Annotated in this window: 23 protein-coding genes; 16 read left to right on the forward strand and 7 right to left on the reverse strand. The window is 66.9% G+C overall.

What is annotated here, in order from left to right:
• The first annotated feature begins 27 nt into the window (after positions 1-27).
• The 5 genes from lptG to rsmA all read left to right on the forward strand — a co-directional run bounded on the left by lptG (position 28) and on the right by rsmA (position 6,580).
• On the forward strand, positions 28-1,113 hold the full coding sequence (gene lptG / locus LGR54_RS11575; protein ID WP_230362124.1) for an LPS export ABC transporter permease LptG: 1,086 nt from the start codon (positions 28-30) through the stop codon (positions 1,111-1,113).
• Positions 1,114-1,250: 137 nt separating this feature from the next.
• Positions 1,251-3,581 carry an LPS-assembly protein LptD gene (locus LGR54_RS11580; RefSeq protein ID WP_230362125.1) on the forward strand — a complete coding sequence of 777 codons (2,331 nt, stop codon included), beginning with the start codon at positions 1,251-1,253 and terminating at the stop codon, positions 3,579-3,581.
• 91 nt (positions 3,582-3,672) lie between these two features.
• Positions 3,673-4,662, forward strand: a complete 990-nt coding sequence (locus LGR54_RS11585; RefSeq protein WP_230362126.1) for a SurA N-terminal domain-containing protein — start codon at positions 3,673-3,675, stop codon at positions 4,660-4,662.
• Between the two features lie 11 nt (positions 4,663-4,673).
• Positions 4,674-5,696, forward strand: a complete 1,023-nt coding sequence (pdxA, locus tag LGR54_RS11590) for a 4-hydroxythreonine-4-phosphate dehydrogenase PdxA (protein ID WP_230362127.1) — start codon at positions 4,674-4,676, stop codon at positions 5,694-5,696.
• Positions 5,693-6,580 (forward strand): 16S rRNA (adenine(1518)-N(6)/adenine(1519)-N(6))-dimethyltransferase RsmA, encoded by an 888-nt coding sequence (rsmA, locus tag LGR54_RS11595; RefSeq protein ID WP_230362128.1) that lies wholly within the window; start codon positions 5,693-5,695, stop codon positions 6,578-6,580. Before pdxA ends, rsmA begins: the two co-directional genes overlap by 4 nt.
• Here rsmA and gmk read toward each other — a convergent pair.
• The 7 genes from gmk to fabD all read right to left on the reverse strand — a co-directional run bounded on the left by gmk (position 6,553) and on the right by fabD (position 13,117).
• Complete coding sequence (gene gmk, locus LGR54_RS11600) at positions 6,553-7,218, reverse strand: guanylate kinase (RefSeq protein WP_230362129.1); 666 nt, start codon at positions 7,216-7,218, stop codon at positions 6,553-6,555. The genes rsmA and gmk overlap by 28 nt on opposite strands.
• Positions 7,219-7,223: 5 nt before the next feature.
• Positions 7,224-8,114: a YicC/YloC family endoribonuclease gene (locus LGR54_RS11605; RefSeq protein WP_230362130.1), complete on the reverse strand. Its 891-nt coding sequence runs from the start codon at positions 8,112-8,114 to the stop codon at positions 7,224-7,226.
• An 80-nt stretch (positions 8,115-8,194) separates the two neighbouring features.
• Positions 8,195-9,217 carry an endolytic transglycosylase MltG gene (mltG, locus tag LGR54_RS11610; RefSeq protein WP_230362131.1) on the reverse strand — a complete coding sequence of 341 codons (1,023 nt, stop codon included), beginning with the start codon at positions 9,215-9,217 and terminating at the stop codon, positions 8,195-8,197.
• A 373-nt stretch (positions 9,218-9,590) separates the two neighbouring features.
• Entirely contained in the window at positions 9,591-10,853 is a 1,263-nt protein-coding gene (gene fabF / locus LGR54_RS11615) for a beta-ketoacyl-ACP synthase II (protein ID WP_230362132.1), read from the reverse strand.
• 88 nt (positions 10,854-10,941) lie between these two features.
• Positions 10,942-11,178, reverse strand: coding sequence for an acyl carrier protein (locus LGR54_RS11620; protein WP_013165911.1), 237 nt, complete (start codon positions 11,176-11,178; stop codon positions 10,942-10,944).
• A 232-nt stretch (positions 11,179-11,410) separates the two neighbouring features.
• Positions 11,411-12,151, reverse strand: coding sequence for a 3-oxoacyl-[acyl-carrier-protein] reductase (gene fabG, locus LGR54_RS11625; protein ID WP_230362133.1), 741 nt, complete (start codon positions 12,149-12,151; stop codon positions 11,411-11,413).
• Between the two features lie 15 nt (positions 12,152-12,166).
• Positions 12,167-13,117 carry an ACP S-malonyltransferase gene (gene fabD / locus LGR54_RS11630; RefSeq protein ID WP_230362134.1) on the reverse strand — a complete coding sequence of 317 codons (951 nt, stop codon included), beginning with the start codon at positions 13,115-13,117 and terminating at the stop codon, positions 12,167-12,169.
• Positions 13,118-13,520: 403 nt separating this feature from the next.
• On the opposite strand from fabD, the gene rpsF reads away from it, so the two are divergent.
• From rpsF to LGR54_RS11685, 11 genes are all read left to right on the forward strand, one after another.
• Entirely contained in the window at positions 13,521-13,991 is a 471-nt protein-coding gene (gene rpsF / locus LGR54_RS11635; protein ID WP_214010558.1) for a 30S ribosomal protein S6, read from the forward strand.
• A complete protein-coding gene (gene rpsR / locus LGR54_RS11640; protein WP_213363885.1) occupies positions 13,991-14,254 on the forward strand; it encodes a 30S ribosomal protein S18 in 264 nt (87 codons plus the stop codon). The genes rpsF and rpsR overlap by 1 nt, the downstream gene beginning before the upstream one ends.
• Before the next feature lie 147 nt (positions 14,255-14,401).
• Positions 14,402-15,358, forward strand: coding sequence for a DUF2232 domain-containing protein (locus LGR54_RS11645; RefSeq protein WP_230362135.1), 957 nt, complete (start codon positions 14,402-14,404; stop codon positions 15,356-15,358).
• Positions 15,359-15,394: 36 nt separating this feature from the next.
• The gene (gene rplI / locus LGR54_RS11650; protein WP_230362136.1) at positions 15,395-15,970 is read left to right on the forward strand and encodes a 50S ribosomal protein L9; all 576 of its coding nucleotides are present in this window, start codon (positions 15,395-15,397) and stop codon (positions 15,968-15,970) included.
• 209 nt (positions 15,971-16,179) lie between these two features.
• The gene (locus LGR54_RS11655; RefSeq protein ID WP_230362137.1) at positions 16,180-17,439 is read left to right on the forward strand and encodes a cyclopropane-fatty-acyl-phospholipid synthase family protein; all 1,260 of its coding nucleotides are present in this window, start codon (positions 16,180-16,182) and stop codon (positions 17,437-17,439) included.
• Positions 17,440-17,590: 151 nt separating this feature from the next.
• Positions 17,591-19,078 (forward strand): replicative DNA helicase, encoded by a 1,488-nt coding sequence (locus tag LGR54_RS11660; protein WP_230362138.1) that lies wholly within the window; start codon positions 17,591-17,593, stop codon positions 19,076-19,078.
• A gap of 8 nt (positions 19,079-19,086) precedes the next feature.
• Positions 19,087-20,202, forward strand: a complete 1,116-nt coding sequence (alr, locus tag LGR54_RS11665; RefSeq protein ID WP_230362139.1) for an alanine racemase — start codon at positions 19,087-19,089, stop codon at positions 20,200-20,202.
• A 79-nt stretch (positions 20,203-20,281) separates the two neighbouring features.
• Positions 20,282-21,724: a DNA repair protein RadA gene (radA, locus tag LGR54_RS11670; protein WP_230362140.1), complete on the forward strand. Its 1,443-nt coding sequence runs from the start codon at positions 20,282-20,284 to the stop codon at positions 21,722-21,724.
• Positions 21,725-22,422: 698 nt separating this feature from the next.
• Entirely contained in the window at positions 22,423-23,001 is a 579-nt protein-coding gene (locus LGR54_RS11675) for a CvpA family protein (RefSeq protein ID WP_230362488.1), read from the forward strand.
• 169 nt (positions 23,002-23,170) lie between these two features.
• On the forward strand, positions 23,171-24,682 hold the full coding sequence (purF, locus tag LGR54_RS11680; RefSeq protein WP_230362141.1) for an amidophosphoribosyltransferase: 1,512 nt from the start codon (positions 23,171-23,173) through the stop codon (positions 24,680-24,682).
• A 220-nt stretch (positions 24,683-24,902) separates the two neighbouring features.
• Complete coding sequence (locus LGR54_RS11685; RefSeq protein WP_230362142.1) at positions 24,903-25,322, forward strand: VOC family protein; 420 nt, start codon at positions 24,903-24,905, stop codon at positions 25,320-25,322.

A 25,322-nucleotide genomic window follows, 5' to 3' on the forward strand; every position in this document is an offset into this window, starting at 1 on the left:
TACGATTCGGACGATGGGAGCGCGGCGGTGATCGGACGCACGCTCGGATTTTATTTCGCTCGCCGCTTCCTGAGCTCGGTGCTCGGCATCTTTTTCGGCTGCGTGTTCCTCATCATGCTCATCGACTTCCTCGAGATGTCGAGGCGCGTGGGCGAGAGGGACATCGACACGCTGACGATGTTCCTGCTGACCGTCTACCGGGCACCGTTCTTCACCGAGCAGTTGCTGCCCTTCGCGGTGCTGTTCGGCGCCATCGGCACCTTTCTCACCCTGTCGCGCCGGCTCGAGCTGGTGGTGGCCCGAGCCGCCGGCATCTCGGCCTGGCAGTTCATCGCGCCGGCGGCGATCTGCGCGCTGATTCTGGGGATCCTCTCGACCACGCTCTACAATCCGATCTCGGCCGACTTCAAGGAACGCGCGAATCGCATCGAGGCGGAGATCTTCAATCGCCAGACCGGCCTGTTCTCCTCGACCAACAGCGGCTTCTGGATTCGCCAGCAGAGCGTCGACGGGCAGGCCATCATCGAAGCGGCGGCCCAGACCGGCGGCGGACGCCAATTGTCCGGCGTTAACGTCTTCTTGTTTGGTTCCGATGGAAAGCTGGTGGAACGGATCGAGGCCCGCAACGCCACCCTCGAAGCAGGAGCGTGGCGACTCAACCAAGTGCGGGTTCTCACCCCCACGATAGGCATTCAGAACTACGACACCTACATGGTCGCAACCAATCTCACCCCCGATCAGGTTCAGGAAACCCTGCAGAGCGAGACCGTCTCGTTCTGGGACCTGCCGGCGGCCATCGAGGCGGCGACCCGCGTCGGCTTCGGGGCCGAACGCTATAGATTGCAATATCAGAGCCTCTTGGCGCGGCCGGTTCTGCTGCTGGCGATGGTTCTCATCGCCGCCTCGGTCAGCCTGCGGGTGTTCCGCTTCGGTGGCATCGGGCAGACGATTCTCGGTGGCGTGGCCGCGGGGTTTCTGCTTTATGTAGCGACCAAGCTCGCCGAGGATCTCGGAGAGGTTGGGGTCGTGCATCCCATTATCGCAGCGTGGTTTCCAGCAGTCGTTGGGGCATTGGTGGGGGTTCTCATCCTGCTTCACCGGGAGGACGGATGAAGGTCGGCCGCGTACCAGCCGGCTACATTGGCAAGGTCGCCCCGGTGTCCAGCGGACATCGCAGGCGCTTCGCCGGTTGGCTGTTCTCGACGTTTTTGTGCAGTGCGCTGGGCGTTCTCGCTCCGGTGAGCGGAGCTATGGCCCAGGACGCGGCCACGCCCAGCTCGGCGGCGGCGGGCGAACTGCTGACCCAGCGCAAGACCGATCCCAATGCCAAGATGCTCGTGACGGCGGATGAGCTGGTCTACGACTACAACCGCAACGAAGTCATCGCCGACGGCAACGTGCAGATCTATTACGACGGCGCCGTCCTCGAGGCGAAGCGCGTCGTCTATGATCGCGCCAACAACCGCCTGAAAGCGGATGGCGGCGTTCGGCTGAAGGACAAGGACGGCAAGGTCATCGCCGCCGAGAGCCTCAACCTGTCGGAAAACTTCGCCGACGGCTTCGTCAACTCGCTGCGCATCGACACGCCGGACAACCTGCATTTCGCTGCTGCCCGGGCTGACCGCGAGGGCGGCGACACCACGGTGCTGACCAGCGGCGCCTACACGCCCTGCGAACCGTGCAAGACCGACACCACCAAGCCGCCGCTGTGGCAGATCAAGGCGGCGCGCATCATTCACAAGGAGAAGGAGCAGACCATCTATTTCCAGAACGCCAGCCTGGAATTCCTTGGCGTTCCGATAGCATGGGTGCCCTATCTCGAGGCGCCGGACCCGACCGTCAAACGCAAGTCGGGCTTCCTGATGCCGCAGTTCATCAACACGTCCGAAATCGGCTTCGGCGGTACGGTTCCTTATTTCTGGAACATCGCGCCGAACATGGACATCACCTTCTCGCCGCTCATCGTGTCCAAGCAGGGCGTGGTGGTGGACGCCGAGTTCCGCCATCGGCTGGAAACCGGCAGCTACAGCGTGCGCGGCGCCTGGATCAACCAGCAGGACAAGGACGAGTTCCTCGACACGCCGGGCTACCGCGACAATCGCGGCTTCGTCGAGACCCATGGCCGGTTCAACATCAACCAGAACTGGTACTGGGGCTGGGATGGCTGGCTGACCTCGGACAAGACGTTCCTCGAGGACTACAAGTTCATCAAGGACAGCGTGAAGGAAGTCACCTCGCAGGTCTATTTGGTCGGTCAGGGCGACCGCTCCTATTTCGATCTGCGTGGCATGTATTTCCAGGGCCTGACGGAATACGACATTCAGGATCAGCAGCCGGTCGTCGGCGTGCTAGACTACAGCAAGACGCTCGGCCAGTCGGTATTCGGCGGCGAGTTCAGCTACGACTTCAACTTCACTACCCTCACCCGGCAGCAAGCCGATCTGCGCGCTACCTCCGCCGCCTTCGCCATGCCCGACACCTATGAGGGCGCGGCCAATGCGTGCGACCTGACCGCGGTTGGCGCCGATCCGGCGCAGCAGCGCCAGGATTGCCTGATGCGCGGCATGGCGGGCACCTATACGCGCCTGTCCGGCGTCGCCAACTGGCGCCGTACCATCATCGACGACGCCGGCCAGATGTGGACGCCGTTCCTCAACGCGCAGGTGGATGTCGCCTCCGTGCAGGCCGAGGAACAGGACTATCCCTGGCTGTCGAGCAGCGACCAGTCGCTTGCCCGCGCCATGCCCGCCGTCGGCCTCGAATACCGCTATCCCCTCATGTCCACCGAGAAGTGGGGCACGCAGACCCTCGAGCCAATCGCGCAGGTCATCATCCGGCCGAACGAGACCGATATCGGCCAGTTCCCGAATGAAGATGCGCAGAGCATGATCTTCGACGACACCAACCTGTTCGAGATCAACAAGTTTTCCGGCTATGACCGGGTCGAGGGTGGCTCGCGCGTCAATTACGGCCTGCAGTACAACGCCTTCCTCAACAATGGCGGGCAGATCAACGCATTGATCGGCCAGTCCTACCAGTTCGCGGGCCAGAACTCCTACGCCATCGGGGACATGGCCAATACCGGCCTCGAATCCGGCCTGGACGAAGACCTGTCCGACTATGTCGCGCGCCTCTACTACGCGCCGATGCAGAACTTCGCGCTGATCAACCGCTTCCGTTTCGACGAAGACGACTGGTCCGTGGAACGCTACGAGGTCGAAGGCCGCGCCACCATCAACAAGCTGACGCTCGGCGCCATCTACGGCCTCTACGCTCCCCAGCCGCTGCTCGGCTATTACGAGCAGCGCGAGGGCGTGCTGGGCACCGGTAGCTACAAGATCAACCAGAACTGGAGCCTGCAGGCAGCCGCCCGCTACAACTTCCAGGTCGACGAGATCGACTACACGCTGTTCGGCGTGAGCTACATGGACGAGTGCTTCGGCATCACGCTGAGCTACAAGTCCGACTATACCGAAAGCGGCAATCGCGAGCGGGTGGATACCGTGCTGCTGACTCTCACCCTGCGCACGCTCGGAACGGTCGGCGTCTCCACCGGCCTCGGCAGTTCCTCGTCCGAGTGACGGCACCCACGTCGCATTGACGCCACAACCGGCGGCCAGAACAGCCAGGATCGCGGCGACGTCCGCCGGCAAGAGGGAGAAGGAAAGCGGCATGCTTACGACGGGTCATCGCAAGGGGATGGTGCGCGTCCATCCGAACCCGGCGTCCTTCTCGCTGAAGAGCCTCTGCCGCGCCGCCCTGCTGTGCGCCGGCCTTGCCCTGCCGGCGCTTCTGGCCCCTGCCCCTGCCCAGGCGCAGCAGATCCTCGTCATGGTGCAGGGCGACCCGATCACCAGCTTCGACGTCAGCCAGCGCATCAAGCTCGCCCAACTCACCGAGCGACGGTCGCTGAACAACAAGCAGGCGCTGGAAGAGCTGATCGATGAGCGGTTGAAGATCTTCACTGCCAATCGCTACGGCATCACCATCGATGACGCGGAAGTGAACAAGATGTTCGCCAACATGGCGAGCCGTTCCGGCCGCACCTCCGACCAGCTCACCCAGGCGCTCTCCGGATCGGGCATCGATGCCCGCATCCTCAAGCAGAAGATGCGCGCGGACTATGTGTGGAACAACTATGTCCGCGGTCGCTTCTCGTCCGCGACCACGGTGCGCGATTCCGACATCTTCGCCGCGCTGGGCGCCAAGGGCGCCGACGTCGCCCAGGCCCAGCGCACCACCGAATACACCGTGCGCCAGATCGTTCTTGTCGTGTCGCGCACCGCACCGCCGGCGCTGCGCTCGCAGCGCATGGCCGAGGCGAACGCGCTGCGCCGCTCCTTCGCCGATTGCGATGCCGGCGTCGCCGCCGCCCGCCAGTTGCGCGAGACCGTCGTGCGCGAGCCGGTGATCCGCACCTCCGCCGACATGGCGCCGGCGCTGCGCAAGATCATGGACGACACCCCTATCGGCCAGACCACCCAGCCGGAAGTGACGCAGGCGGGCATCGAGATGGTCGCCGTTTGCAACCGCCGCGAAGTGGTCGGCGAGAGCGCGCAGAAGCGCGAGGTGCGTAACGAACTGCAAAACAAGCAGTTCGACTCGCAGTCGGCCCGGCTGCTGGCTGAAGCCCGCAAGGGCGCCATGATCCAGTACCGCTGACACCTACATCCATGGGCGCCCTCCTCTCCCCGCTTGCGCTGTCGCTCGGCGAACCGGCGAGCGTTGGACCAGACATCGTTCTGGCAGCCTGGCTGCGGCGCGAGGAATTGCGCCTGCCGCCCTTCTTCGTCACCGGTGACCCCGCCTGTCTCGCCGCCCGCGCCGCGTATCTCGGCCTGAGCCTCGACATCGCCGAGGTGACGCCGGAAGAAGCGGCAGCGGCCTTCGCCACTGCCCTGCCTGTGGTCGCGACCGGCCCGGCCGTCACCGCGCGTCCCGGCCGCCCGGACGCCTCCAGCGGACCGGCGGCGAAGGCTGCTATCGACGCCGCCGTGGCCTTCGTCCGCCAAGGCCGGGCGCGCGCCATCGTCACCAATCCGATCGCCAAGTCGGTACTCTATGCCAATGGCTTTCCCTTCCCCGGCCATACCGAATATCTCGCCCATCTGTGCGGCGAGCCGGCCCCCCGACCGGTGATGATGATCTGGTCGCCCGAGCTGGCGGTGATTCCCGCCACCATCCACGTGCCCATCGCCGAGGTTCCGCGCCTCCTCACCGTTGAGTTGCTGGTCGAGACCGGCCGTATCGCCGCCGCCGACCTGATCCGGCGGTTCGGCATCCCGGCGCCGCGCCTCGCCGTCTGCGGACTCAATCCGCATGCCGGCGAAGAGGGAACCATCGGGCGCGAGGACGAGGAAATCACGCGCCCGGCGGTCGAGGCTCTGCGGGCGCTGGGCATCGACGCACGCGGCCCGCTGCCAGCCGACACGCTGTTCCACGCCGCCGCGCGCCGGACCTATGACGTCGTCATCGGCGCCTATCACGACCAGGTGCTGGCGCCAGTGAAGACGCTGGCCTTCGATACCGGCGTCAACGTCACGCTCGGCCTGCCCTTCGTGCGCACCTCGCCCGACCATGGCACCGCCTTCGATATCGCCGGCACCGGCCGCGCCAATCCGTCCAGCCTGGTCGAGGCACTACGCCTCGCGGCGCGGCTCGCCAGCGCCGACGAAGCGATGGGAGCCGCGGCATGAGTGGCATCGACGAACTGCCGCCGCTCCGCGACGTCATCCGCACTCATGGCTTGTCTGCGCTAAAGTCGCTCGGCCAGAATTTCCTGCTCGACCTCAACCTCACCTCCCGCGTCGCCCGCACCGCCGGCAAGCTGGAAGAGATGACGGTATTCGAGGTGGGTCCGGGTCCCGGTGGCCTCACCCGCGCGCTGCTGGCGCTGGGGGCGAAGCGCGTGGTGGCGGTGGAACGGGACAGCCGCTGCATCGCGGCCCTGAATGAGGTCGCCGCGCATTATCCGGGCCGGTTGGAGATCATCGAGGGCGACGCGCTCGCCACCGACTTCGCGCCGCTCGCTGCCGGCGGACGCGCCTGCATCGTCGCCAACCTGCCCTACAATATCGGCACGCCGCTGCTCATCGGCTGGCTGTCGGCCGAGCCGTGGCCTCCCTTCTACGAGAGCCTGACGCTGATGTTCCAGCGGGAGGTCGCCGAGCGCATCGTCGCCACCCCGGGCACCGATCACTATGGCCGGCTGGCGGTGCTGACCGGCTGGCGGGCCGTGGCGCGCATTGCCTTCGACGTCGCGCCGTCCGCCTTCGTGCCGCCGCCCAAGGTGACGTCCTCGGTCGTCCACATCGTCCCGCGTCCGGCCCCTCTCGCCTGCGACCGGCGGACGCTGGAGCGGGTGACGGAAGCCGCCTTCGGCCAGCGGCGCAAGATGCTGCGCCAGAGCCTGAAGAGCCTCGGCGTCGATCCGCTCGCTCTGCTGGAAGCCGCGGGCATCGAGCCGACCGAACGCGCCGAACAGGTGCCGGTCGAGGGCTTCGTCGCGCTCGCCAACGCGCTCGTCGCGTTGCGGGCCGGACAGGCTCCCCGTCAGTCGGTGAGCCCGGCGAGTTCCTGATCCAGCCGTTCGATCACCGGCGGCAATCCGAGCTGGCGCTCACGGCGCAGGCGCTCGGCGGCGAGGATGTTGCGCAGGGCGGTGAAGGTCTTGTCGAGATCCTGGTTCACCAGCACGTAGTCATACTCGGTCCAGTGGGCAATCTCGGTGCGGGCGTTGCGCAGCCGCTTCTCGATCACGCCGGACGCGTCCTCGGCGCGGCGCTCCAGCCGCTGCTTCAGCTCGGTTGCCGAGGGCGGCAGGATGAACACGCCGACGATATCGGCACGCATCTTCTCGTAGAGCTGAAGCGTGCCCTGATAGTCGATGTCGAACAGCACATCGCGTCCGGCGGCCAGCGCCGCCTCCACCGGCTCGCGCGGCGTGCCGTAGAAATTGCCGTGCACTTCGGCCGATTCCAGCAAATCGTTGGTGTCGCGCAGCCGCTCGAAGCGCTCCCGGCTCACGAAATGATAGTGGACGCCCTCCACCTCGCTCGGCCGGCGCTCGCGCGTCGTCACCGACACCGAGAGGTGGATCTCGGGGTGCTTCTCCAACAGCAGCCGCGCCAGCGTCGATTTGCCGGCGCCGGAGGGCGAGGACAGCACCAGCATCAGCCCACGCCGGGCGATGGAGATTTCGGTTCGGGCCGGGATCATGCGCCTCACTCGATATTCTGAACCTGTTCGCGAAACTGCTCGACGATGCCCTTCAATTCCAGGCCGATCGCCGTCAGTGAGACGTCATTGGCCTTGGAGCACAGGGTATTGGTCTCGCGGTTGAATTCCTGGGCAAGGAAGTCGAGCCGCCGGCCCACCGGACCGCCCTCCGCCAGCGTGGCGCGGGCGGCCGCCACATGGGCCACCAGCCGGTCGAGTTCCTCACGCACATCGACCTTGCTGGCAAGCATCAGCGCTTCCTGATGCAGCCGGTCGGGATCGAACGTCTTGCCATTGCCGGCCATCAGCGTCGCGATCTGCTCGGCGAGCTTGGCGCGGATCGCCTCGGGCTGGCGAGCGGGATTGGCCTCGGCCGCCGCCGTCAGCCGCTCGATGCCATCGAGTCGCTCGTTGAGAACGATGCCGAGCGCCGCGCCCTCGCTGGCGCGCATGGCGATCAGCGCATCGAGCGCCGCCTCGAAACCGGCGACCACCGCCGCCTCGGTCGCCTTGCGCTCTTCCGGCGTGTCCTCGGCCTCGGCGATCTCCATCACGCCCTTGAGGCCGAGCAGGCTCTCCAACTGCACCGGCGGCGCGTCCATCTCGCGGGCGATCCGCGAAACCGTTGCGGCCACCGCGCGCAGCACATCCTCATTGACCCGCACGCTGACGGCCGAATCGCCGCGCGTCATGGCCAGATTGGCGTTGATGTTGCCGCGCGACAGCTGCTTGGCGGCGATGGCCTTCAGCGGCGCCTCGAGGACGTCCCAGCCGGTCGGAAGACGAAGCCGAAGGTCTAGACCCTTGCCATTGACCGATTTGAGCTCCCACGCCCAATTCCAGGCGCCCGAGAGCCCCTGCGTGCGCGAAAACCCCGTCATGCTGGCCAACGCCATGGACACCACTCCCCACCCGAACCCTTCGGGAGGGCGGGACCATAGCCAGCGATGCCTCGGCCCTCAAGCCATTGCCGCGTTCAATCCGCCGGCGGTGCGCCAGTATTGCCGGAAACGCCGGCGGAGGCCGGCTGCTGGCGCTCGATCTGGCGCCATTTCGCGACGTTCCGGTTGTGTTGGTCAAGCGTCTCCGCGAAGACATGCCCGCCCGTGCCATCGGCGACGAAGTACAGGTCCTTGGTCTTGGCCGGATTGGCGGTAGCCGCCAGCGAAGCCCGGCCGGGATTGCCGATCGGGCCCGGCGGCAAGCCGGGAATCGCATAGGTGTTGAACGGCGTCGGGGTCGCGATATCCGCTCGGGTGATCGGTCGCTCCAACCGCCCCTTGCCGCGCACCAGCCCATAGATGATCGTCGGATCGGACTGGAGCCGCATCTTCTTGTCGAGCCGGTTGATGAACACCGCCGCCACCCGGGAGCGCTCGTCCGGCTCGCCCGTCTCCTTTTCGACGATGGAGGCGAGGATCACCAGCTCCTCGGGGCTCTTCAGCGGGACGGCAGGATCGCGTTTCTGCCAGATCTCCTGCAGCACCGCCTGCTGAGAACGCGCCATGCGCCGCAGGATATCCTCGCGCGAGGTGCCGCGAGTGACCTTGTAGGTCTCGGGCAGCAGGCTGCCTTCGCGCGGCGTCTGGCGCACCGCGCCCGACAGCACCTCGAATTCCGCCAGCCGTTGGACGATCTGGTCGCTGGTAAGCCCCTCGGGAATGGTCAGGTTGTATTCGATGACCTTGCCGGAGACGAGCGTATCGAGCACGTCGCGCGAGGAGGCGCTAGCGTCGAAGGCATATTCGCCGGCCTTCAGCTTGCCTGACGAGCGCGTGCCGACCGCGGCGGCGACGAAGACCCATTTGTCGTTGATGATGCCCTTGGTGGCGAGCAGGTCGGCGATGTCCATCAGCCCGTAGTCGCCGGGAATGATCAGCGTGGTGTCGGCAGTCAGCGGGCCCGGTGCGACATAGCGCGACTTGCCGATCCAGAACGCGCCGCCTCCGAGCAGGATGGCGACCAGCAACAGGGTGAACACCGCGCTGCCGGCCACCACCAGCGGGTGATTCGCGCGGTCCGACGCCTTGCGACCCGGCTTGACCTTCTTCGCGGGGCGCGGAGGCGGAGGCGGAGCAGCGGTGGCGGGCTCGAAGGCCGGGGGCGGAGCCGATGGCTCTCCGGCGGGGTTGGATCCGGGTGCCGGCGAATTCTCGTCAGTCATCGGGAGCCTCGCAGAAAGCCTGTTCCGGGCGGATCGATCCAACCCGCCGGGCGGACCATGCCGCCTATGCCGAATTCGCGGTCCCGCCCGGAAGACCGGACCGCAGCGTCCGCGCCTGGGCGCGACGCAGGAGGCAGACTACCTCCAAATATGGCGAAAGCGGGAAGCCGGCTCGCGACTTCCCCACAGGCAGATCGGTATCGTCCGTTCAATGCGCGTAGCGCTTGAACACCAGCGAGGCATTGGTCCCGCCGAAACCGAAGGAATTCGACAGGGCATAATCCACCTGTCGCTCGCGCGGCGTATGCGGAACGAGATCGATCGCCGTCTCCATCGACGGGTTATCGAGGTTGATGGTCGGCGGCACGATCTGGTCGCGAATGGCGAGCAGCGAGAAGATGGCTTCCACCGCGCCGGCCGCGCCGAGAAGATGGCCGATCGACGACTTGGTCGAGGACATCGAGATGGTCGCCGCCGCATTGCCGACCAGGCGCTGCACCGCGCCCAGCTCGATCTCGTCCGCCATGGTCGAGGTGCCATGAGCGTTGATGTAGTCGATCTCGGAGGCCGAGATGCCGGCCCGCTTCAGCGCCGCGCCCATGCAGCGATAGGCGCCGTCGCCATCCTCCGAGGGAGCGGTGATGTGGAAGGCGTCGCCGGACATGCCATAGCCGACGATCTCGCCATAGATCTTGGCGCCGCGCGCCAGCGCGTGCTCGAGCGCCTCGACCACGACAACGCCAGCCCCCTCGCCCATGACGAAGCCGTCGCGATCCTTGTCATAGGGGCGCGAGGCCTTTTCCGGCGTGTCGTTATAGCTCGTCGACAAGGCGCGGCAGGCGGCGAAGCCGGCAAGGCCGATGCGGCTGACCGGCGATTCGGTACCGCCGGCCACCATCACGTCGGCATCGCCGAGCGCGACGAGTCGCGCCGCATCGCCGATGGCATGGGCGCCGGTCGAGCAAGCCGTGACCACCGCGTGATTCGGCCCCTTGAGGCCGTGGGCGATCGAGACATAGCCACCCGCGAGATTGATCAGGCGGCCGGGAATGAAGAAGGGGGAGACCCGGCGCGGACCGCGCTCCTGCAGCAGCAGGCTGGTCTCGGCGATGCCCTGCAGGCCGCCGATGCCGGAGCCGATCAGCACGCCCGAGACGATCTGCTCCTCATAGGTCGAGGGATGCCAGTCGGCATCGTCGAGTGCCTGCTTGGCCGCCGCCATCGCATAGATGATGAAATCGTCGACCTTGCGCTGCTCCTTCGGCTCCATCCACTCATCCGGATTGAAGCTGCCGGCAGAGCCGTCGCCACGCGGAACCTGGCAGGCGATCCGACAGGGCAGATCGTCTACCTGAAAATTGTCGATGACGCGCGCGCCGCTCTTGCCCGCCAGGATGTTCTTCCAGCTGGTATCGACGCCGCAACCAAGCGGCGTCACCATGCCAAGGCCGGTAACGACGACACGCCTCATTCAATCTCTCCGGAACCAGGAGCACAGCGTGCCGCGACAGCGTTCTCCCCGAGGGAGAACCGGCCATCGCGGCCGCGTTCCACCACCCTCAGGCAGCGTTCTTTTCAAGGAACTTGATCGCGTCGCCGACGGTCAGGATCGTCTCGGCGGCGTCGTCGGGGATCTCGCAGTTGAAGGCCTCTTCGAAGGCCATCACCAGCTCGACAGTGTCGAGGCTGTCCGCGCCGAGATCGTCGATGAAGCTGGCATTCTCAGTCACCTTCTCGGGCTCCACGCCCAGGTGCTCGGCGACGATTTTCTTCACGCGCTCGGCAATATCGCTCATCGGTTCACCCTCGTCCGTATCAGGAGGTTGCTACGTTGTTTCACTCTCGGCCGTCGCCCGGAACTCCGGATGAACGGCCCGCTTATCTGCCCCGATTAGAGGATGTCGCGGACGACTCGCACGCTCCGTGCAGCATCCGCCCCCCTGTGAGCCGAGGCGGTCGTTAGCACACTTCATCCGGCAAAACCAGCGCCCCCGAGGGCGCCGGAATGGCCGGATTCAGCGGCTTTGATCAGATCATCGCCATGCCGCCGTTCACGTGCAGCGTCTGGCCCGTGACATAGCCAGCCTCGTCGGAGGCGAGATAGACGGCGGCGGCGGCGATGTCTTCCGGGGTGCCGAGGCGCGCGGCCGGCACCGAGGAGAGAATCGCATCCTTGGTCTTGTCGTTCAGCACATCGGTCATCGGCGTGGCGATGAAGCCAGGGGCGATGCAGTTCACCGTCACCCCGCGCGCCGCCACTTCCTTGGCCAACGCCTTGGACATGCCGATCATGCCCGCCTTGGCGGCGGCATAGTTGCCCTGGCCAGCATTGCCGGTGACGCCGACGATGGAAGTGATGCCGATGATGCGGCCGGTGCGGCGGCGCATCATGTTGCGCGCAGCAGCCCGCATCAGGCGGAACCCGGCGGTGAGGTTCACCGCGATCACCGTGTCCCATGCCTCGTCGGAGATGCGCACGAACAGGGCGTCGCGGGTGATGCCGGCATTGTTCACGAGAATGTCGAGATTGCCGCCGAAGGCCTCCTCGGCCGACGGCACCAGCGCCTCGACCTCTTCGGTGGAGGCGAGATTGCACGGCAGCACCACGACGCGCTCGCCGAGCTCGCCAGCAAGCGCCTCCAATGCCTCGCGGCGGGTACCGGAAATGGCAACGGTGGCGCCACGCGCATGCAGGCCCTTGGCGATGGCGCCGCCGATGCCGCCGGTGGCACCGGTGACGAGGGCGGTCTTGCCGGTCAGGTCGAACATGAAAACTCCTGCTGCTCAGGCCGAAGCGGGGGAGGCCGTGAAGGCCGCCACGTCTTCGGCAGTGCCGACATTGGCCGAAGCCACCTGCCGGGCGATGCGCTTGGTGAGGCCGGACAGCACCTTGCCGGCGCCGACCTCGACGAGACGGGTCACGCCCTGCTCGGCCATGAAGGTGACCGATTCGCGCCAGCGCACCGTGCCGGTCACCTGGCGGACGAGAAGATCGCGGATTTCATTGGGATCCGTTACCGGCGCGGCGGTCACATTGGCGACGACCGGCACCTTCGGCGCCGCGACCGCGACGGCGGCAAGCGCCTCGCGCATCGCCTCGGCAGCGGAGGCGATCAGCCGGCAATGGAAGGGAGCCGACACCGAAAGCAGAATCGCGCGGGCCGCCCCCTCGCGCTTGGCGATCTCGACGGCACGCTCGACCGCCGCCACGTCGCCGGACACCACGACCTGCCCCGGGGCATTGTCATTGGCGATGTCGCAAACCTGCCCCTGCGCCGCCTCGCCGGCCACCGCGACCACCTTGTCATAGTCGAGGCCGAGAATCGCCGCCATGGCGCCGGTGCCCACCGGCGTCGCCGCCTGCATCGCGATGCCGCGCAGGCGCAGCAGGCGCGCCGCGTCGCCAATGGAGAACGCGCCGGCGGAGGCGAGCGCCGAATATTCGCCGAGCGAATGGCCGGCCACGAAGGCGGCATCGCGGGCAAGGTCCAGCCCGGCCTCGGCCTCCAGCACGCGGATCGCCGCGAGCGAGGTCGCCATCAGTGCCGGCTGGGCGTTGGCGGTCAGGGTCAGCGTCTCGATGGGACCGTCCCACAGCACCGCGGACAGCTTTTCGCCGAGCGCCTCGTCGACCTGCGCAAAGACGTCACGCGCGACGGCGAAGTTGTCGGCGAGCGACTTGCCCATGCCGACCACCTGGCTGCCCTGCCCGGGAAAAACGAAAGCTGTGCTCATGCAGATGTTGTCCGCAGGTTAACGAATGAAGCGCGGGCAGGAACACCGACCCGCCCGCGCTGTCAAGCATGGCCACGGCCGAAAGCAACCGAAAGCGGCGGGAAGACGCCGTCTGCCCACAGCCACGCCCTCGCTCGCGGGCGCGTCGGCACCCGGAATAGGTATGCGGCATCGACGCCGGCAACCTTGATTTCCCGGCATTTTCGCGTATAAGCCCGCGCACTGTCGGTCCCGGCCGGGGGCTGAACGGACGGTCGCGCTCGTCGCGATGTCGGAATTCTACGGATTTCCGCGCGTCCCGTGTCCCCGCCTTCGAGATTGTTCGAGCCTTTCCTGGGCTCGAAGGGCTCGGCGTCGGGACGATAGCCGCAATAGTGCGGAAACAAAAGGAAAGGCACGAGACATGGCTCTTTATGAGCATGTGTTCCTCGCGCGCCAGGACGTGACGGCGCAGCAGGTCGAGGAACTGACCGCCCGTTTCAAGGGCGTGATCGAGGCGAATGGCGGTTCGGTCTCCAAGACTGAATATTGGGGCGTGAAGACGCTCACCTATCGCGTCCGCAAGAACCGCAAGGCTCACTTCTCGCTGCTCAACATCGACGCCCCGGCTCCGGCCGTCGCCGAGATGGAGCGCCAGATGCGCATTGACGAGGACGTCCTGCGCTTCCTCACCATCCGGGTCGAGGAGCTTGAGGAAGGCCAGTCGGTCATGCTGCAGAAGCGCGATCGTGACGATCGCGGCGAGCGTGGCGACCGCGGCTTCGGTGGCGACCGCGGCTTCGGCGGCGGTGGGCGCGGCTTCGGCGGCGGCCGGGACGATCGTCCCCCGCGCCGTGACCGTGAAGAAGCCAACGCCAATGTGGAGAGTGAATGATGGCTTTCGGTAGCACTGGCGGTTCCGCCGCGGGCGGCGCCCGCCGTCCCTTCTTCCGTCGTCGCAAGACCTGCCCGTTCTCCGGCGCCAACGCCCCGAAGATCGACTATAAGGACGTACGTCTGCTGCAGCGCTACATTTCCGAGCGCGGCAAGATCGTTCCGTCCCGCATCACGGCGGTGTCCGCCAAGAAGCAGCGCGAGCTCGCGGCCGCCATCAAGCGCGCCCGTTTCCTCGGCCTGCTGCCCTTCGTGATCCGCTGATCGCGTGACTTTCGGCCTCCGGCAGCCATGCCGGGGGCCTTCGCCTGAAATGTTTCCGACCGGCCCCCGGGATTGTCCCGCCGGCCCACAGCTGAGGCGGACCTTTGCTCCGCTTCTAACCGCCCCAAGGAGCGGGACAGCTCGTCGATGATGATGATCTGGCTCATAGCGTTCGGCGCCGGTGCGGCGTCCGCCCTGATGGTCGCCGCGGTCGCGACCGGCAGCGCCTTGGCCGTGCCGTTGTTCTATCTCGCTCCCCTCCCCGTGCTGATCGCCGGCCTCGGCTGGTCGCAGCTGGCTGCGTTGGTCGCCGCCTCCACCGCGGCCGTGCTCGCCGGCGTGTTCTTCGGGCTTGAACTGATGCTGGCCTATGTCGCCGGCGTCGGCCTGCCCGCCTATGTCATGGCCTATCTCGCGCTGATGGCGCGGCAGGAGACGCCCGACGCGGCGCTGGAGTGGTTCCCGGTCGGCCGGCTGGTGCTGGCGGCGGCCGTGCTCGGCTCCCTTGCAGTTGCCTCGCTGATCCCGCTCATCGCCGGCGATTTCGCCGATTATGAAGCGGCGCTGCGCAGCCTGTTCCAGGCCATGCTCACCGAGCGAGCCGGGGAAGCCGGCCCGGATGCCGAGCGCCTTGCCGACCTTCTCGTCGCCGTGATGCCGCCGGCCGCGGCGGTGGTGACCATGGCGACGCAGCTGGTCAATCTCTGGCTCGCCGCCCATGTCGCCCGGATGTCGGGTCGGCTGATGCGGCCCTGGCCGGACCTCTCCGCCATGGTGCTGCCGCGCACCGCCGCCGTGCTGCTGGTCGGAACCTTCCTCGGCGCCGCCATCACCTCCGGCTTTGTCGGCCTGCTGGTGGAGTTGCTCGCCGCGACGCTGCTGCTGGCCTTCGGCCTGCTCGGCATGGCGGTGGTGCATGCCGTTACCCGCGGGGCGCCGGGGCGCAGCCTCGTCATCGGCACGGTGTGGCTCGCCGCCCTCGCGCTCGGCTGGCCGTTCGCCGCCCTCGCTCTGCTCGGCCTCGCCGAGACCCTGTTCGGCGTGCGCGCCCGGTTTCCCCGCAAGGGCGGCCGTGGCGGACCGCCCGCCGCCAACGACATGTGAACCCCTCGAAATCGACTGCACTGAAGGAGAACCAAGATGGAAGTGATTTTGCTGGAACGCGTGGCCAAGCTCGGCCAGATGGGTGAAGTGGTCCGCGTGAAGGACGGCTTCGCGCGCAACTTCCTGCTGCCGGAGGGCAAGGCCCTGCGCGCCACCAAGGACAACAAGACCCGCTTCGAGAGCATGAAGGCGCAGCTCGAAGTCCGCAACCTCGAGCTGAAGAACGAGGCGGCCAAGGTCGGCGAGAAGCTCAGCGGCACCGAAGTGGTGCTGGTCCGCCAGGCCGGCGAGACCGGCCAGCTCTACGGTTCGGTGTCGAGCCGCGATCTCGCCGATGCGCTGACCGCCGCCGGCTTCACCGTCGCCCGCTCGCAGATCGTGCTCAACCACCCGATCAAGACCATCGGCCTCCACACCGTGCCGGTCACCCTGCACCCGGAAGTCGAAGTGACGGTCAAGGCGAACGTCGCCCGCAGCGCCGACGAGGCTGCCCGCCAGTCGCGCGGTGAGGACCTGTCGATCGTCCGCGACGACGAGGATGAGGACGAGGAAGCCGCCGAAGTCGTCGAAGTCGCCGAATCGGCTGAGGCCGAAGAGGCCGAGCAGGCCTGAAGCTGACCCCGCGTAAGTAACCTTACGTTATCGGTCGAAATGCGTAGCCCGGTCGTTCGCGACCGGGCTTTTTTACGTTCTGAATGGAAAATCGGAGTGTTGCGAGGGTGGCAATGTTGTGATGCAATGAAAAGCATCAAATGCAGACATGCCCTGTGAATGGGCAAGCAGTCTCGGCTGCGGGACTGCTGGTATTGTGGAGCCGGCCGATGGAACGGTTGCTCAGGAGCGCGCTAGCGCGCGTTGTCCGCCGTGGTTCACTTACTATCGCTTTCGCCTCCGGCGAAAAGGTTGTCTTGGGGGATGGGAGTGGGGCACCGCTCGTCCTGCGCTTCACCTCACCGGCTTGGCAGAAGCAGGTTGCACTCGATCCGGAGCTCAAATTCGGCGAGGCCTATATGGAAGGCGGGATGGTCGTCGAACGTGGCGACATTGCCGACCTTCTAGCGCTGTTGATGTCCCAGGTCGGCCTCCAGGTGCCGAGCCTCCCGGCCAAGGCATTGATGAAGCTTCGCTTTCTTTTCCGTCACCTCGCGCAGTTCAATCCCCGCGAACGCTCCCAGGAGAACGTCGCCCATCACTACGATCTCGACGGCCGGCTCTATTCGCTGTTTCTCGACGCCGACCGGCAATATTCCTGCGCCTATTTCGAGCGCCCGGATCAGACGCTTGACGACGCCCAGCTCGCCAAGAAGCGCCATATCGCCGCCAAACTGCTGTTCAGCCAGCCAGATCTTGCCACGCTCGACATCGGTTGCGGTTGGGGCGGCATGGGGCTCTACCTCGCCCAGAATGCCCGTGCCCGCGTTACCGGCGTCACCCTTTCGCAGGAACAGCTCGGCGTCGCCCAGTGCCGCGCCGACGAGCGCGATCTCACCGACCGCGCCGAATTCCGGCTACAGGATTACCGCGATGTCCCCGGCCCCTTCGACCGCATCGTGTCGGTCGGCATGTTCGAACATGTCGGCATCGGCCATTACGACGAATATTTCAGCAAGATTGCCCAGCTTCTGAAGGATGACGGCGTCGCGCTGATCCACTCCATCGGCCGCTCGGAAGGGCCCGGCATCACCAATCCGTGGATCGCCAAATACATCTTCCCCGGCGGCTACATCCCCGCCTTGTCCGAGGTGTTGCCGGCGATCGAGCGGGCGGGCCTCTTCGTCACCGACATCGAGATCCTCCGGCTGCACTATGCGGAGACGCTGAAGGCCTGGCGCGAGCGCTTCCTCGCTCATCGCGAGGAGGTCGAGCGCATCTATGACGAGCGCTTCGTACGGATGTTCGAGTTCTACCTCGCCGCGTCGGAAATGGCGTTCCGGCATCAGGGAATGATGATCTTCCAGGTCCAGCTCGCCAAGCGCGAGGGCGTGGTGCCGATGACCCGAAACTATATCGCCGAGGCCGAGGCGACACTGAAGGCGATGGAGAAAAGGAATCGCCCGGGGTTGCGGCTGGCGGGTGAATAGGCGGGGACGACGCGTCCCCGTTATCCCCGCATTTACGCCTGGGCAGGCACAGGAGCGGCGTACCCGATGCCCCCCAACGCAGTTTGAGGGCGATGTCGGGTTAAGGATGCGTTAACCTTTCCCCGCTCGTTCAGCCGTACCCGGAGCCGTTATGCTCGATTCCCCCGCGCGCGCCACCGCCGCGTCCGAACCGCATTACCGTACGGCTCCTCATAATATCGAGGCGGAGCAGGCCTTGCTCGGCGCCATTCTGGTGAACAACGAGGCGTTCTATCGCGTCTCCGACTTCCTGCAGCCGCGCCATTTTTTCGATCCGGTGCACACGGCCGTCTACGAGACCTCCAGTGCGTTGATTCGCGCCGGCAAGGTGGCAACCCCGATAACGCTGAAGACCTTCCTGCCGGCCGAGCTCGACATTGGCGGCCTCACGGCGCCGCAATATCTCGCACGCCTGGCGGCGGAAGCCACCACCATCATCAACGCCGAGGACTACGGCCGCACCATCTACGACCTGTCCGTGCGGCGCGATCTCATCGCCATCGGCGAGGAGGTCGTGAACGAAGCCTTTGAAGCGCCAATCGATTCGACGCCGCAGCAGCAGATCGAGGAGGCGGAGAAGCGCCTCTACGAGCTGGCCGAAACCGGGCGCTACGATGGCGGCTTCCTCCGCTTCAACGACGCGCTGAAGGAAGCCGTCGACATGGCGAGCCGCGCCTTCCAGCGCGACGGGCATCTGTCGGGCACCGCCTCCGGCCTCGACGACCTCGACCAGATGATGGGCGGATTGCAGCCCTCCGACCTTATCATCCTCGCCGGCCGCCCGGCGATGGGAAAGACCTCGCTCGCCACCAACATCGCCTTCAACGTCGCCGCCGCCTACCAGTCCGAGACGCTGCCGGACGGCTCCATCCGCGCGAAGGATGGCGGGGTGGTTGGCTTCTTCTCGCTGGAAATGTCGGCTGAGCAGCTGGCCACCCGTATTCTCGCCGAGCAGGCCGAGATCGCCTCCTACAAGATCCGCCGCGGCGACATCTCCGAGCACGAGTTCGACAAGCTCGCCAGCTGCGCCCAGATGATGCAGACGATCCCGCTCTATATCGACGACACCGGCGGCATCTCCATCGCGCAATTGCGCGCCCGCGCCCGCCGATTGAAGCGCCAGCGCGGCCTCGACTTCATGGTGGTGGACTATCTCCAGCTGCTCACCGGCTCCTCCAAGAGCTCCTCGCAGAATCGTGTGCAGGAAATCACCGAGATCACCACCGGCCTGAAGGCGCTCGCCAAAGAACTCGGCGTACCGATCATGGCACTGTCCCAGTTGTCGCGCCAAGTTGAATCACGCGACGACAAGCGGCCTCAGCTCTCTGACCTTCGCGAATCCGGCTCGATCGAGCAGGACGCCGACGTCGTCATGTTCGTTTTCCGTGAAGAATACTATCTGAAGAGCAAGGAGCCAAAGGAAGGCACCGAGGAATGGTTCAAGTGGGACCAGGAGATGAAGGCGGCCCAGGGCGTCGCCGAGGTGATCATCGGCAAGCAGCGCCACGGCCCGACGGGCACGGTGAAGGTGGCGTTCGAGGCGCAGTTCACCCGCTTCTCGACGCTGGCCCGCCAGGACCACCTGCCCACGCATGACTGAGGTGCTCCATGGTTGATTTTTTCCGGGCGAATGCCGAGGTGGGCGGTCGCCTGATCGTCGATCTACAAGCGATTTCAGACAATTACGCGGAAATCGCCGCGCGCGTGGCTCCCGCCGCCTGCGCCGCTGTGCTCAAAGCCGACGCCTATGGCACCGGGCTGGAGCCGGCGGCGACGGCGCTGTGGAACGCCGGCGCCCGCAGCTTTTTCGTCGCCCTGCTCGTCGAGGCGCGGCGGCTGCGCGACCTGCTGCCCCAGGCGGAGATCTTCGTGCTCAACGGCCTCTTCGCCGGGACCGATGAGGTGTACGATGAGTACGATCTCCGGCCGGTTTTGGGCAGTCAGGACGAAATCGTCCAATGGCAGGCCTATTGCCAACGCGTCGCCCGCCCACTGCCGGCGGCGCTGCATGTGGATACCGGCATGAACCGGCTCGGCGTCTCGCCGGCGGAGGCGATCAGCCTCGCCGAGGGGCGCGACGAACTCGGCTTCCCGCTGGTGCTGGTGATGAGCCACCTCGCCTGCGCCGACGAGCCCGACCACCCGCTCACCGCCCGGCAACTGGAGGACTTCCGCGCCGTCGCGGCGCTGTTCCCCGGGGTACGGGCCTCGCTCGCCAATTCGGCGGGCGCGCTGGGCGACAGGGCGCTGCATTTCGACATGGTCCGGCCCGGCATCGCGCTCTATGGCGGGCGCTTCCGCAGCGACCGCGCCCCGCTGCGCCCGGTGGTGCGGCTCGATCTGCGGATCGCGCAGATCCGCGAGGTGCATGAGGGCGAGACCATCGGCTATGGCGCGGCGCAGACCGCGCGGCGACCCACCCGTGTCGCCATCCTCGCGGCCGGCTATGCCGACGGCATTCCACGCCTCGCCGGCGCCTCCGACACGCAGGTCGGCGCCGAGGTGATGATCGCCGGCCGGCGCTGCCCGCTCGTCGGGCGCATCTCCATGGACCTGATGACGGTCGACATCACCGACCTGCCGGCGGATGCCGTCCGCCCCGGCGATGTCGCGACGCTGATCGGCGAGGGCATCGGCGTCGACGACCTCGCCCGGCACGCGCAAACCATCGGCTATGAGGTGCTGACCTCGCTGGGACGGCGCTTCCACCGGCGCTGGACCTGACCACCGCCCGCCTTGCGCCGGGCGGCAGGGATGAGACATAAGGGGAACATCGTTCCTCGCCGACAGGTACCCGCCGTCCATGGCCAAGAAATCCCCGTCCTTCATCTGCCAGGCCTGCGGCGCTCTTCACTCCCGCTGGCAGGGCAAATGCGAATCCTGCGGCGCCTGGAACTCGATCGCCGAGGAATCCCCCGCCGCCGTCACCCTGCCGGCGGCGCACCGCTCCGGCCGCAAGGGGCGGCTGATCGAACTTCAGTCACTCGCCGGCACCAATGACAGCCCGCCGCGCACCCAGACCCGCATCGCCGAATTCGACCGCGTCGCCGGCGGCGGCATCGTGCCCGGCTCGGTGCTGCTGATCGGCGGCGATCCCGGCATCGGCAAGTCGACGCTGCTGATCCAGGTCTCGGCGACGCTGGCCAGCGCCGGCCACCGCGTCATCTATGTCTCCGGCGAGGAGGCGGTCGAGCAGGTGCGGCTGCGCGCCGACCGGCTCGGCCTCGCCAACGCCCCGGTGGAACTGGCGGCGGAAACCAATGTCGAGGACATCGCCGCCACCCTGTCGCAGGGGCGCACCCCGGTGCTGGTGGTGATCGATTCGATCCAGACCATGTGGACCGACAGCGCCGAATCGGCGCCGGGAACGGTGACGCAGGTGCGCTCCTCGGCGCAGATCCTGATCCGCTACGCCAAGCAGGCCGGCGCGGCGGTGATCCTGGTCGGCCACGTCACCAAGGACGGGCAGATCGCCGGCCCGCGCGTGGTCGAGCACATGGTCGACGCCGTGCTCTCCTTCGAGGGCGACGGCGCGCACCAGTTCCGTATATTGCGGGCGCAGAAGAACCGCTTCGGGCCGACCGACGAGATCGGCGTGTTCGAGATGACCGGGCTCGGGCTCGAAGAGGTGCCGAACCCCTCCGAGCTGTTCCTATCCAACCGCGACCGCGGCGCGCCGGGCACGGCTGTTTATGCCGGCATGGAGGGCACGCGCCCCGTGCTGGTCGAGATCCAGGCGCTGGTGGTGCCGACCAGCCTCGGCACGCCGCGCCGCGCGGTGGTCGGCTGGGATCCCTCGCGGCTCTCCATGGTGCTGGCGGTGCTGGAGGCGCGCTGCGGCATCAAGCTCGGCGGGCACGACGTGCATCTCAACGTCGCGGGCGGCTTCCGCATCTCCGAACCGGCTGCCGACCTCGCCGTGGCGGCGGCGCTGGTCTCCTCGCTGTCGGGCGCGGTACTGCCGGCCGACAACGTGTATTTCGGCGAGATCAGCCTCACCGGCGCCGCACGGCCGGTGCCGCACGCCCCGGCGCGGCTGAAGGAAGCCGCCAAGCTCGGCTTCGCCCGCGCCGTGGTGCCGGACGCCAAGGCGAGCGAACGCGGCAGCAAGGAGCGCGGCGGCAAGGAGCGGGACGGTGGCGCGCCGCCGATCCCGCTCGACGTCATCAGCTCGCTCGCCGACCTCGTCGCCGGCATCGCCGCGCGAGGCCCGCGACGTGGCGCGCGGGCCGTCGAGGAGGCGTGAGGAGGCGTGAGGAGGCGTGAGGGGGCGTGAGGGGGCGCCACTTCCCAGGGGCGCGCGGTGGGCACGCCGAGCGGCTCCTCTCCCGCCCGGAACGCGGCTGTGCCGGGTGCCGCATTCAATGAGATCCGCACCGGACAATGGCGATGGCGATGGAGACGGGCGAAGGGTCCACCCGGCTTCCCAATCGCGCGCGCCTCGCCGACCCGTTATGCGGGCGCCCCGTCGGCGCGAGTGCGGAAAAGAACGCGCACTTCCGTCCGCCCGACGAGCGCGAGGCCGGTTCAGAATCGCGCGAATGCCGGAGAACCAGCCCTCGCCTTCACGACGCGTCGGCGGGATGAATATGTGAAGCCCGCGTCATGGCCCTCTCACCCCTCTCTCCCTCACAGAAAGAAGGGATGACGCGGGACAGGCCGATACGGGATGCCTTGAATGTCTGGAAGCAGTCCCGCCCGGTATTTCGCTCCGGCCGGGGCGATCGCGGATCGACATGGAGGCGGAATAGTGGAAGGGACGGACCGGGGCGGGCGGGGCACCGCTGCGATGGCCGGGGACGACGCGTCGGTCCTTCCACCAACAGGGATGACGCGGCAGGCGGCTCGCGCTATACCTCGCCGGCCCGCGCAGGGTACCGACATTGCAGATTCGCCCCCGCGGTTTTGCCTGCGGGCCATCGCTTCGATCACGGTGTGCTAGATTTGACGCTGCTCGACATCATCCTCATCGCCGTGATGGTGGTCTCCGGCCTGCTGGCCATGGTCCGCGGCCTCGTGCGCGAGGTCTTCGCCATCGCGTCCTGGATCGCGGCGGCGGTGGTGACGCTGTACGGCTACCCGCACCTGCTGCCCCACGCCAAGCAGTACATAAGCAACGACACCTTCGCCATGGCGGCGACGGTGGGCGGCCTGTTCCTGGTGACGCTGCTGATCGTCTCGATCATCACCGTGCGCATCTCGGATGCGATCCTCGACAGCCGCATCGGCGCGCTCGACCGCACGCTGGGTTTCCTGTTCGGTCTCGCACGGGGATTCCTTATAATGGTGGTCGCCTTCCTGTTCTTCAACTGGCTGGTCCAGAACGAGCAGGGGCAGCCGGACTGGATTCGCAATGCGCATTCGCGGGTGGTCTTGCAAAGTGCGGGCGACTGGCTCATTTCCGTGTTGCCGGAAGATCCCGAGAAGCTGATACGCGACATTCGCAGCCCGAAGGACGCCGAACCGACCGAACCTCCCCCGGAGCCCGTGGCACCGGGACCGGCCGCTCCTCCGGCACAGTGAATTCGTACGCAGCGCCGGAACGGGATCGTTTCCGGCGCTGTGGCGTTCGGATCAAGACGCCGGAGCGTTTTGGCGAGCGGGAACCCGTTCCCGTTCAACAAAAAGTGCTTCGGAACACACCACGCGGATGCGTGCGCAGCCGGGACTGCGTGAAGCGGAGCAAGGTCACATGACCCATAGGACCCTTGAGAATTCGGCCATCGACCTCGCGGACAAGCGCGCGCCGGGAACCGACACTTTCGATCCCTATGGCGACACGCTGCGCGAGGAATGCGGCGTGTTCGGCGTGTTCGGCCACCCCGACGCCGCCGCCATCACCGCGCTCGGCCTGCACGCTTTGCAGCATCGCGGGCAGGAAGCCGCCGGCATCGTCACCTTCGACGGCCAGCGCTTCCATTCGGAACGCCGGCTCGGCCTGGTCGGCGACGCCTTCTCCGACGGCGAGGCGATCAAGCGCCTGCCGGGCCACATCGCGGTTGGCCATGTCCGCTATTCCACCACCGGCGAGACCATCCTGCGCAACGTGCAGCCGCTGTTCGCCGAGCTCGACGGCGGCGGCTTCGCCATCGCCCATAATGGCAACCTCACCAACGGCCTGACGCTGCGCCGGCAGATCATCCGCGACGGCGCCATCTGCCAGTCCACCTCCGACACCGAGGTGATGCTGCACCTCGTCGCCCGCTCCAAGCGCCCGCGCTTCACCGAGCGCTTCATCGACGCGCTGAAGCTGATCGAGGGCGCCTACGCCTTTGTCGGCCTCACCAACAAGAAGCTGGTCGGCGCGCGCGACCCACTCGGCATCCGCCCGCTGGTGCTCGGCGAGCTCGACGGCCACCCGATCCTCACCTCCGAGACCTGCGCTCTCGACATAATCGGTGCGCGTTTCGTGCGGGACGTCGAGCCCGGCGAGGTAATCGTGTTCTCCTCCGACAAGGTTGAGACGCTGCGCCCCTTCCCGGCAGTGGCGCCGCGCCCGGACATCTTCGAGTACATCTATTTCGCCCGACCGGATTCGTTCGTTGGCGGCCGTAGCGTCTACCAGGTGCGCAAGCAGCTCGGCCTGCAGCTGGCGCTGGAGTCGCCGGCCAATGCGGAAGTCGTGGTGCCGGTGCCGGATTCCGGCGTGCCCGCCGCCATCGGTTACGCGCAGGCCGCCGGCATCCCCTATGAGCTCGGCATCATCCGCAACCATTATGTCGGGCGCACCTTCATCCAGCCGACCCAATCGGTGCGCGACCAGGGCGTGCGCATGAAGCACTCGGCCAACCGCTCGGTGGTCGAGGGCAAGAGCATCGTGCTGCTCGATGACAGCCTCGTGCGGGGGACGACGTCGGTCAAAATCGTGCGCATGATGCGCGAGGCCGGGGCGCGCGAGGTGCATTTCCGCATCTCCTCGCCGCCGATAACCCATCCCGACTTCTACGGCATCGACACGCCGGACCGCGACAAGCTGCTCGCCGCCACCCACGACGTCGAGGGCATGCGCCGCTATATCGGTGCCGACAGCCTGTCCTTCTTGTCCATCGACGGCGTGTACCGCGCCATGGGCTATGAGGGCCGCGACCCGGTGACGCCGCAGTTCACCGACCACTGCTTCACCGGCGAATACCCCACCCCGCTGACCGACCGCACCGGCGAAGTGCCGTCGCGCCAGCTGTCGCTGCTGGCCGAGGCCAGCTGAGCGGGTGCTTCCTTCTCCCGAACCCAGCTGTAGCCGGGTTCGGATCCGACAGGGTCGAAGCCGGAAACATCCGGCTTCGACGGAGAAGTGGCCAGCGCAACGTGTCGAGTGAGGGGTGCAGAGGCTTCAAGGCCGGAGCGCAACGCCCCCTCACCCTCCCCTCTCCCCGTCGGGGAGCGGGAAACGCCCATCGTCCCCGTCGATTTCGAGGAGCCGGAACATGGTCGAGCTGAACCAGTGGCATCGCGGGCGGCTCATCGACCATGTCTCGCTGGTGGTCGCCGACTATGAGGGTTGCCGCCGCTTCTACAAGGCGGTGCTGGCGGTGATCGGCGTGCCCGTGGTCGAGGGCGAGGACTATTTCTACGCCGACGAGCTGTTCGTCTCGCCCGGCGAGCCGAAAACCGGGCGCGCCCACCTCGCCTTCCAGGCGGCGGACCGCGAGACCGTCGAGCGCTTCTACGAGGCGGCGCTTGCCAATGGCGGGCGCGACCATGGCGCGCCGGGCCCGCGCGACTATCATCCGGGCTATTATGCCGCCTTCGTCCTCGACCCCGAGGGTAATAATATCGAGGCCGTCACCCACGGCCCGGCCAAGCGCTCGGCACCTTCCGTGGTGCTGACCGACGACAGCCACTAG

It is taken from the genome of Ancylobacter sp. Lp-2 (genome assembly GCF_020523795.1).
Classification (GTDB): Bacteria; Pseudomonadota; Alphaproteobacteria; order Rhizobiales; family Xanthobacteraceae; genus Ancylobacter.

Bases quoted from the DNA above. Each gene is read 5' to 3' on its own strand.
- LGR54_RS11580 (WP_230362125.1), top strand. From the start codon at position 1,251: ATGGCCCAGGACGCGGCCACGCCCAGCTCGGCGGCGGCGGGCGAACTG.
- LGR54_RS11585 (WP_230362126.1), top strand. From the start codon at position 3,673: ATGCTTACGACGGGTCATCGCAAGGGGATGGTGCGCGTCCATCCGAAC.
- pdxA (WP_230362127.1), top strand. From the start codon at position 4,674: ATGGGCGCCCTCCTCTCCCCGCTTGCGCTGTCGCTCGGCGAACCGGCG.
- rsmA (WP_230362128.1), top strand. From the start codon at position 5,693: ATGAGTGGCATCGACGAACTGCCGCCGCTCCGCGACGTCATCCGCACT.
- gmk (WP_230362129.1), bottom strand. From the start codon at position 7,218: ATGATCCCGGCCCGAACCGAAATCTCCATCGCCCGGCGTGGGCTGATG.
- LGR54_RS11605 (WP_230362130.1), bottom strand. From the start codon at position 8,114: ATGGCGTTGGCCAGCATGACGGGGTTTTCGCGCACGCAGGGGCTCTCG.
- fabF (WP_230362132.1), bottom strand. From the start codon at position 10,853: ATGAGGCGTGTCGTCGTTACCGGCCTTGGCATGGTGACGCCGCTTGGT.
- LGR54_RS11620 (WP_013165911.1), bottom strand. From the start codon at position 11,178: ATGAGCGATATTGCCGAGCGCGTGAAGAAAATCGTCGCCGAGCACCTG.
- fabG (WP_230362133.1), bottom strand. From the start codon at position 12,151: ATGTTCGACCTGACCGGCAAGACCGCCCTCGTCACCGGTGCCACCGGC.
- fabD (WP_230362134.1), bottom strand. From the start codon at position 13,117: ATGAGCACAGCTTTCGTTTTTCCCGGGCAGGGCAGCCAGGTGGTCGGC.
- rpsF (WP_214010558.1), top strand. From the start codon at position 13,521: ATGGCTCTTTATGAGCATGTGTTCCTCGCGCGCCAGGACGTGACGGCG.
- rpsR (WP_213363885.1), top strand. From the start codon at position 13,991: ATGGCTTTCGGTAGCACTGGCGGTTCCGCCGCGGGCGGCGCCCGCCGT.
- LGR54_RS11645 (WP_230362135.1), top strand. From the start codon at position 14,402: ATGATGATGATCTGGCTCATAGCGTTCGGCGCCGGTGCGGCGTCCGCC.
- rplI (WP_230362136.1), top strand. From the start codon at position 15,395: ATGGAAGTGATTTTGCTGGAACGCGTGGCCAAGCTCGGCCAGATGGGT.
- LGR54_RS11655 (WP_230362137.1), top strand. From the start codon at position 16,180: ATGGAACGGTTGCTCAGGAGCGCGCTAGCGCGCGTTGTCCGCCGTGGT.
- LGR54_RS11660 (WP_230362138.1), top strand. From the start codon at position 17,591: ATGCTCGATTCCCCCGCGCGCGCCACCGCCGCGTCCGAACCGCATTAC.
- alr (WP_230362139.1), top strand. From the start codon at position 19,087: ATGGTTGATTTTTTCCGGGCGAATGCCGAGGTGGGCGGTCGCCTGATC.
- radA (WP_230362140.1), top strand. From the start codon at position 20,282: ATGGCCAAGAAATCCCCGTCCTTCATCTGCCAGGCCTGCGGCGCTCTT.
- purF (WP_230362141.1), top strand. From the start codon at position 23,171: ATGACCCATAGGACCCTTGAGAATTCGGCCATCGACCTCGCGGACAAG.
- LGR54_RS11685 (WP_230362142.1), top strand. From the start codon at position 24,903: ATGGTCGAGCTGAACCAGTGGCATCGCGGGCGGCTCATCGACCATGTC.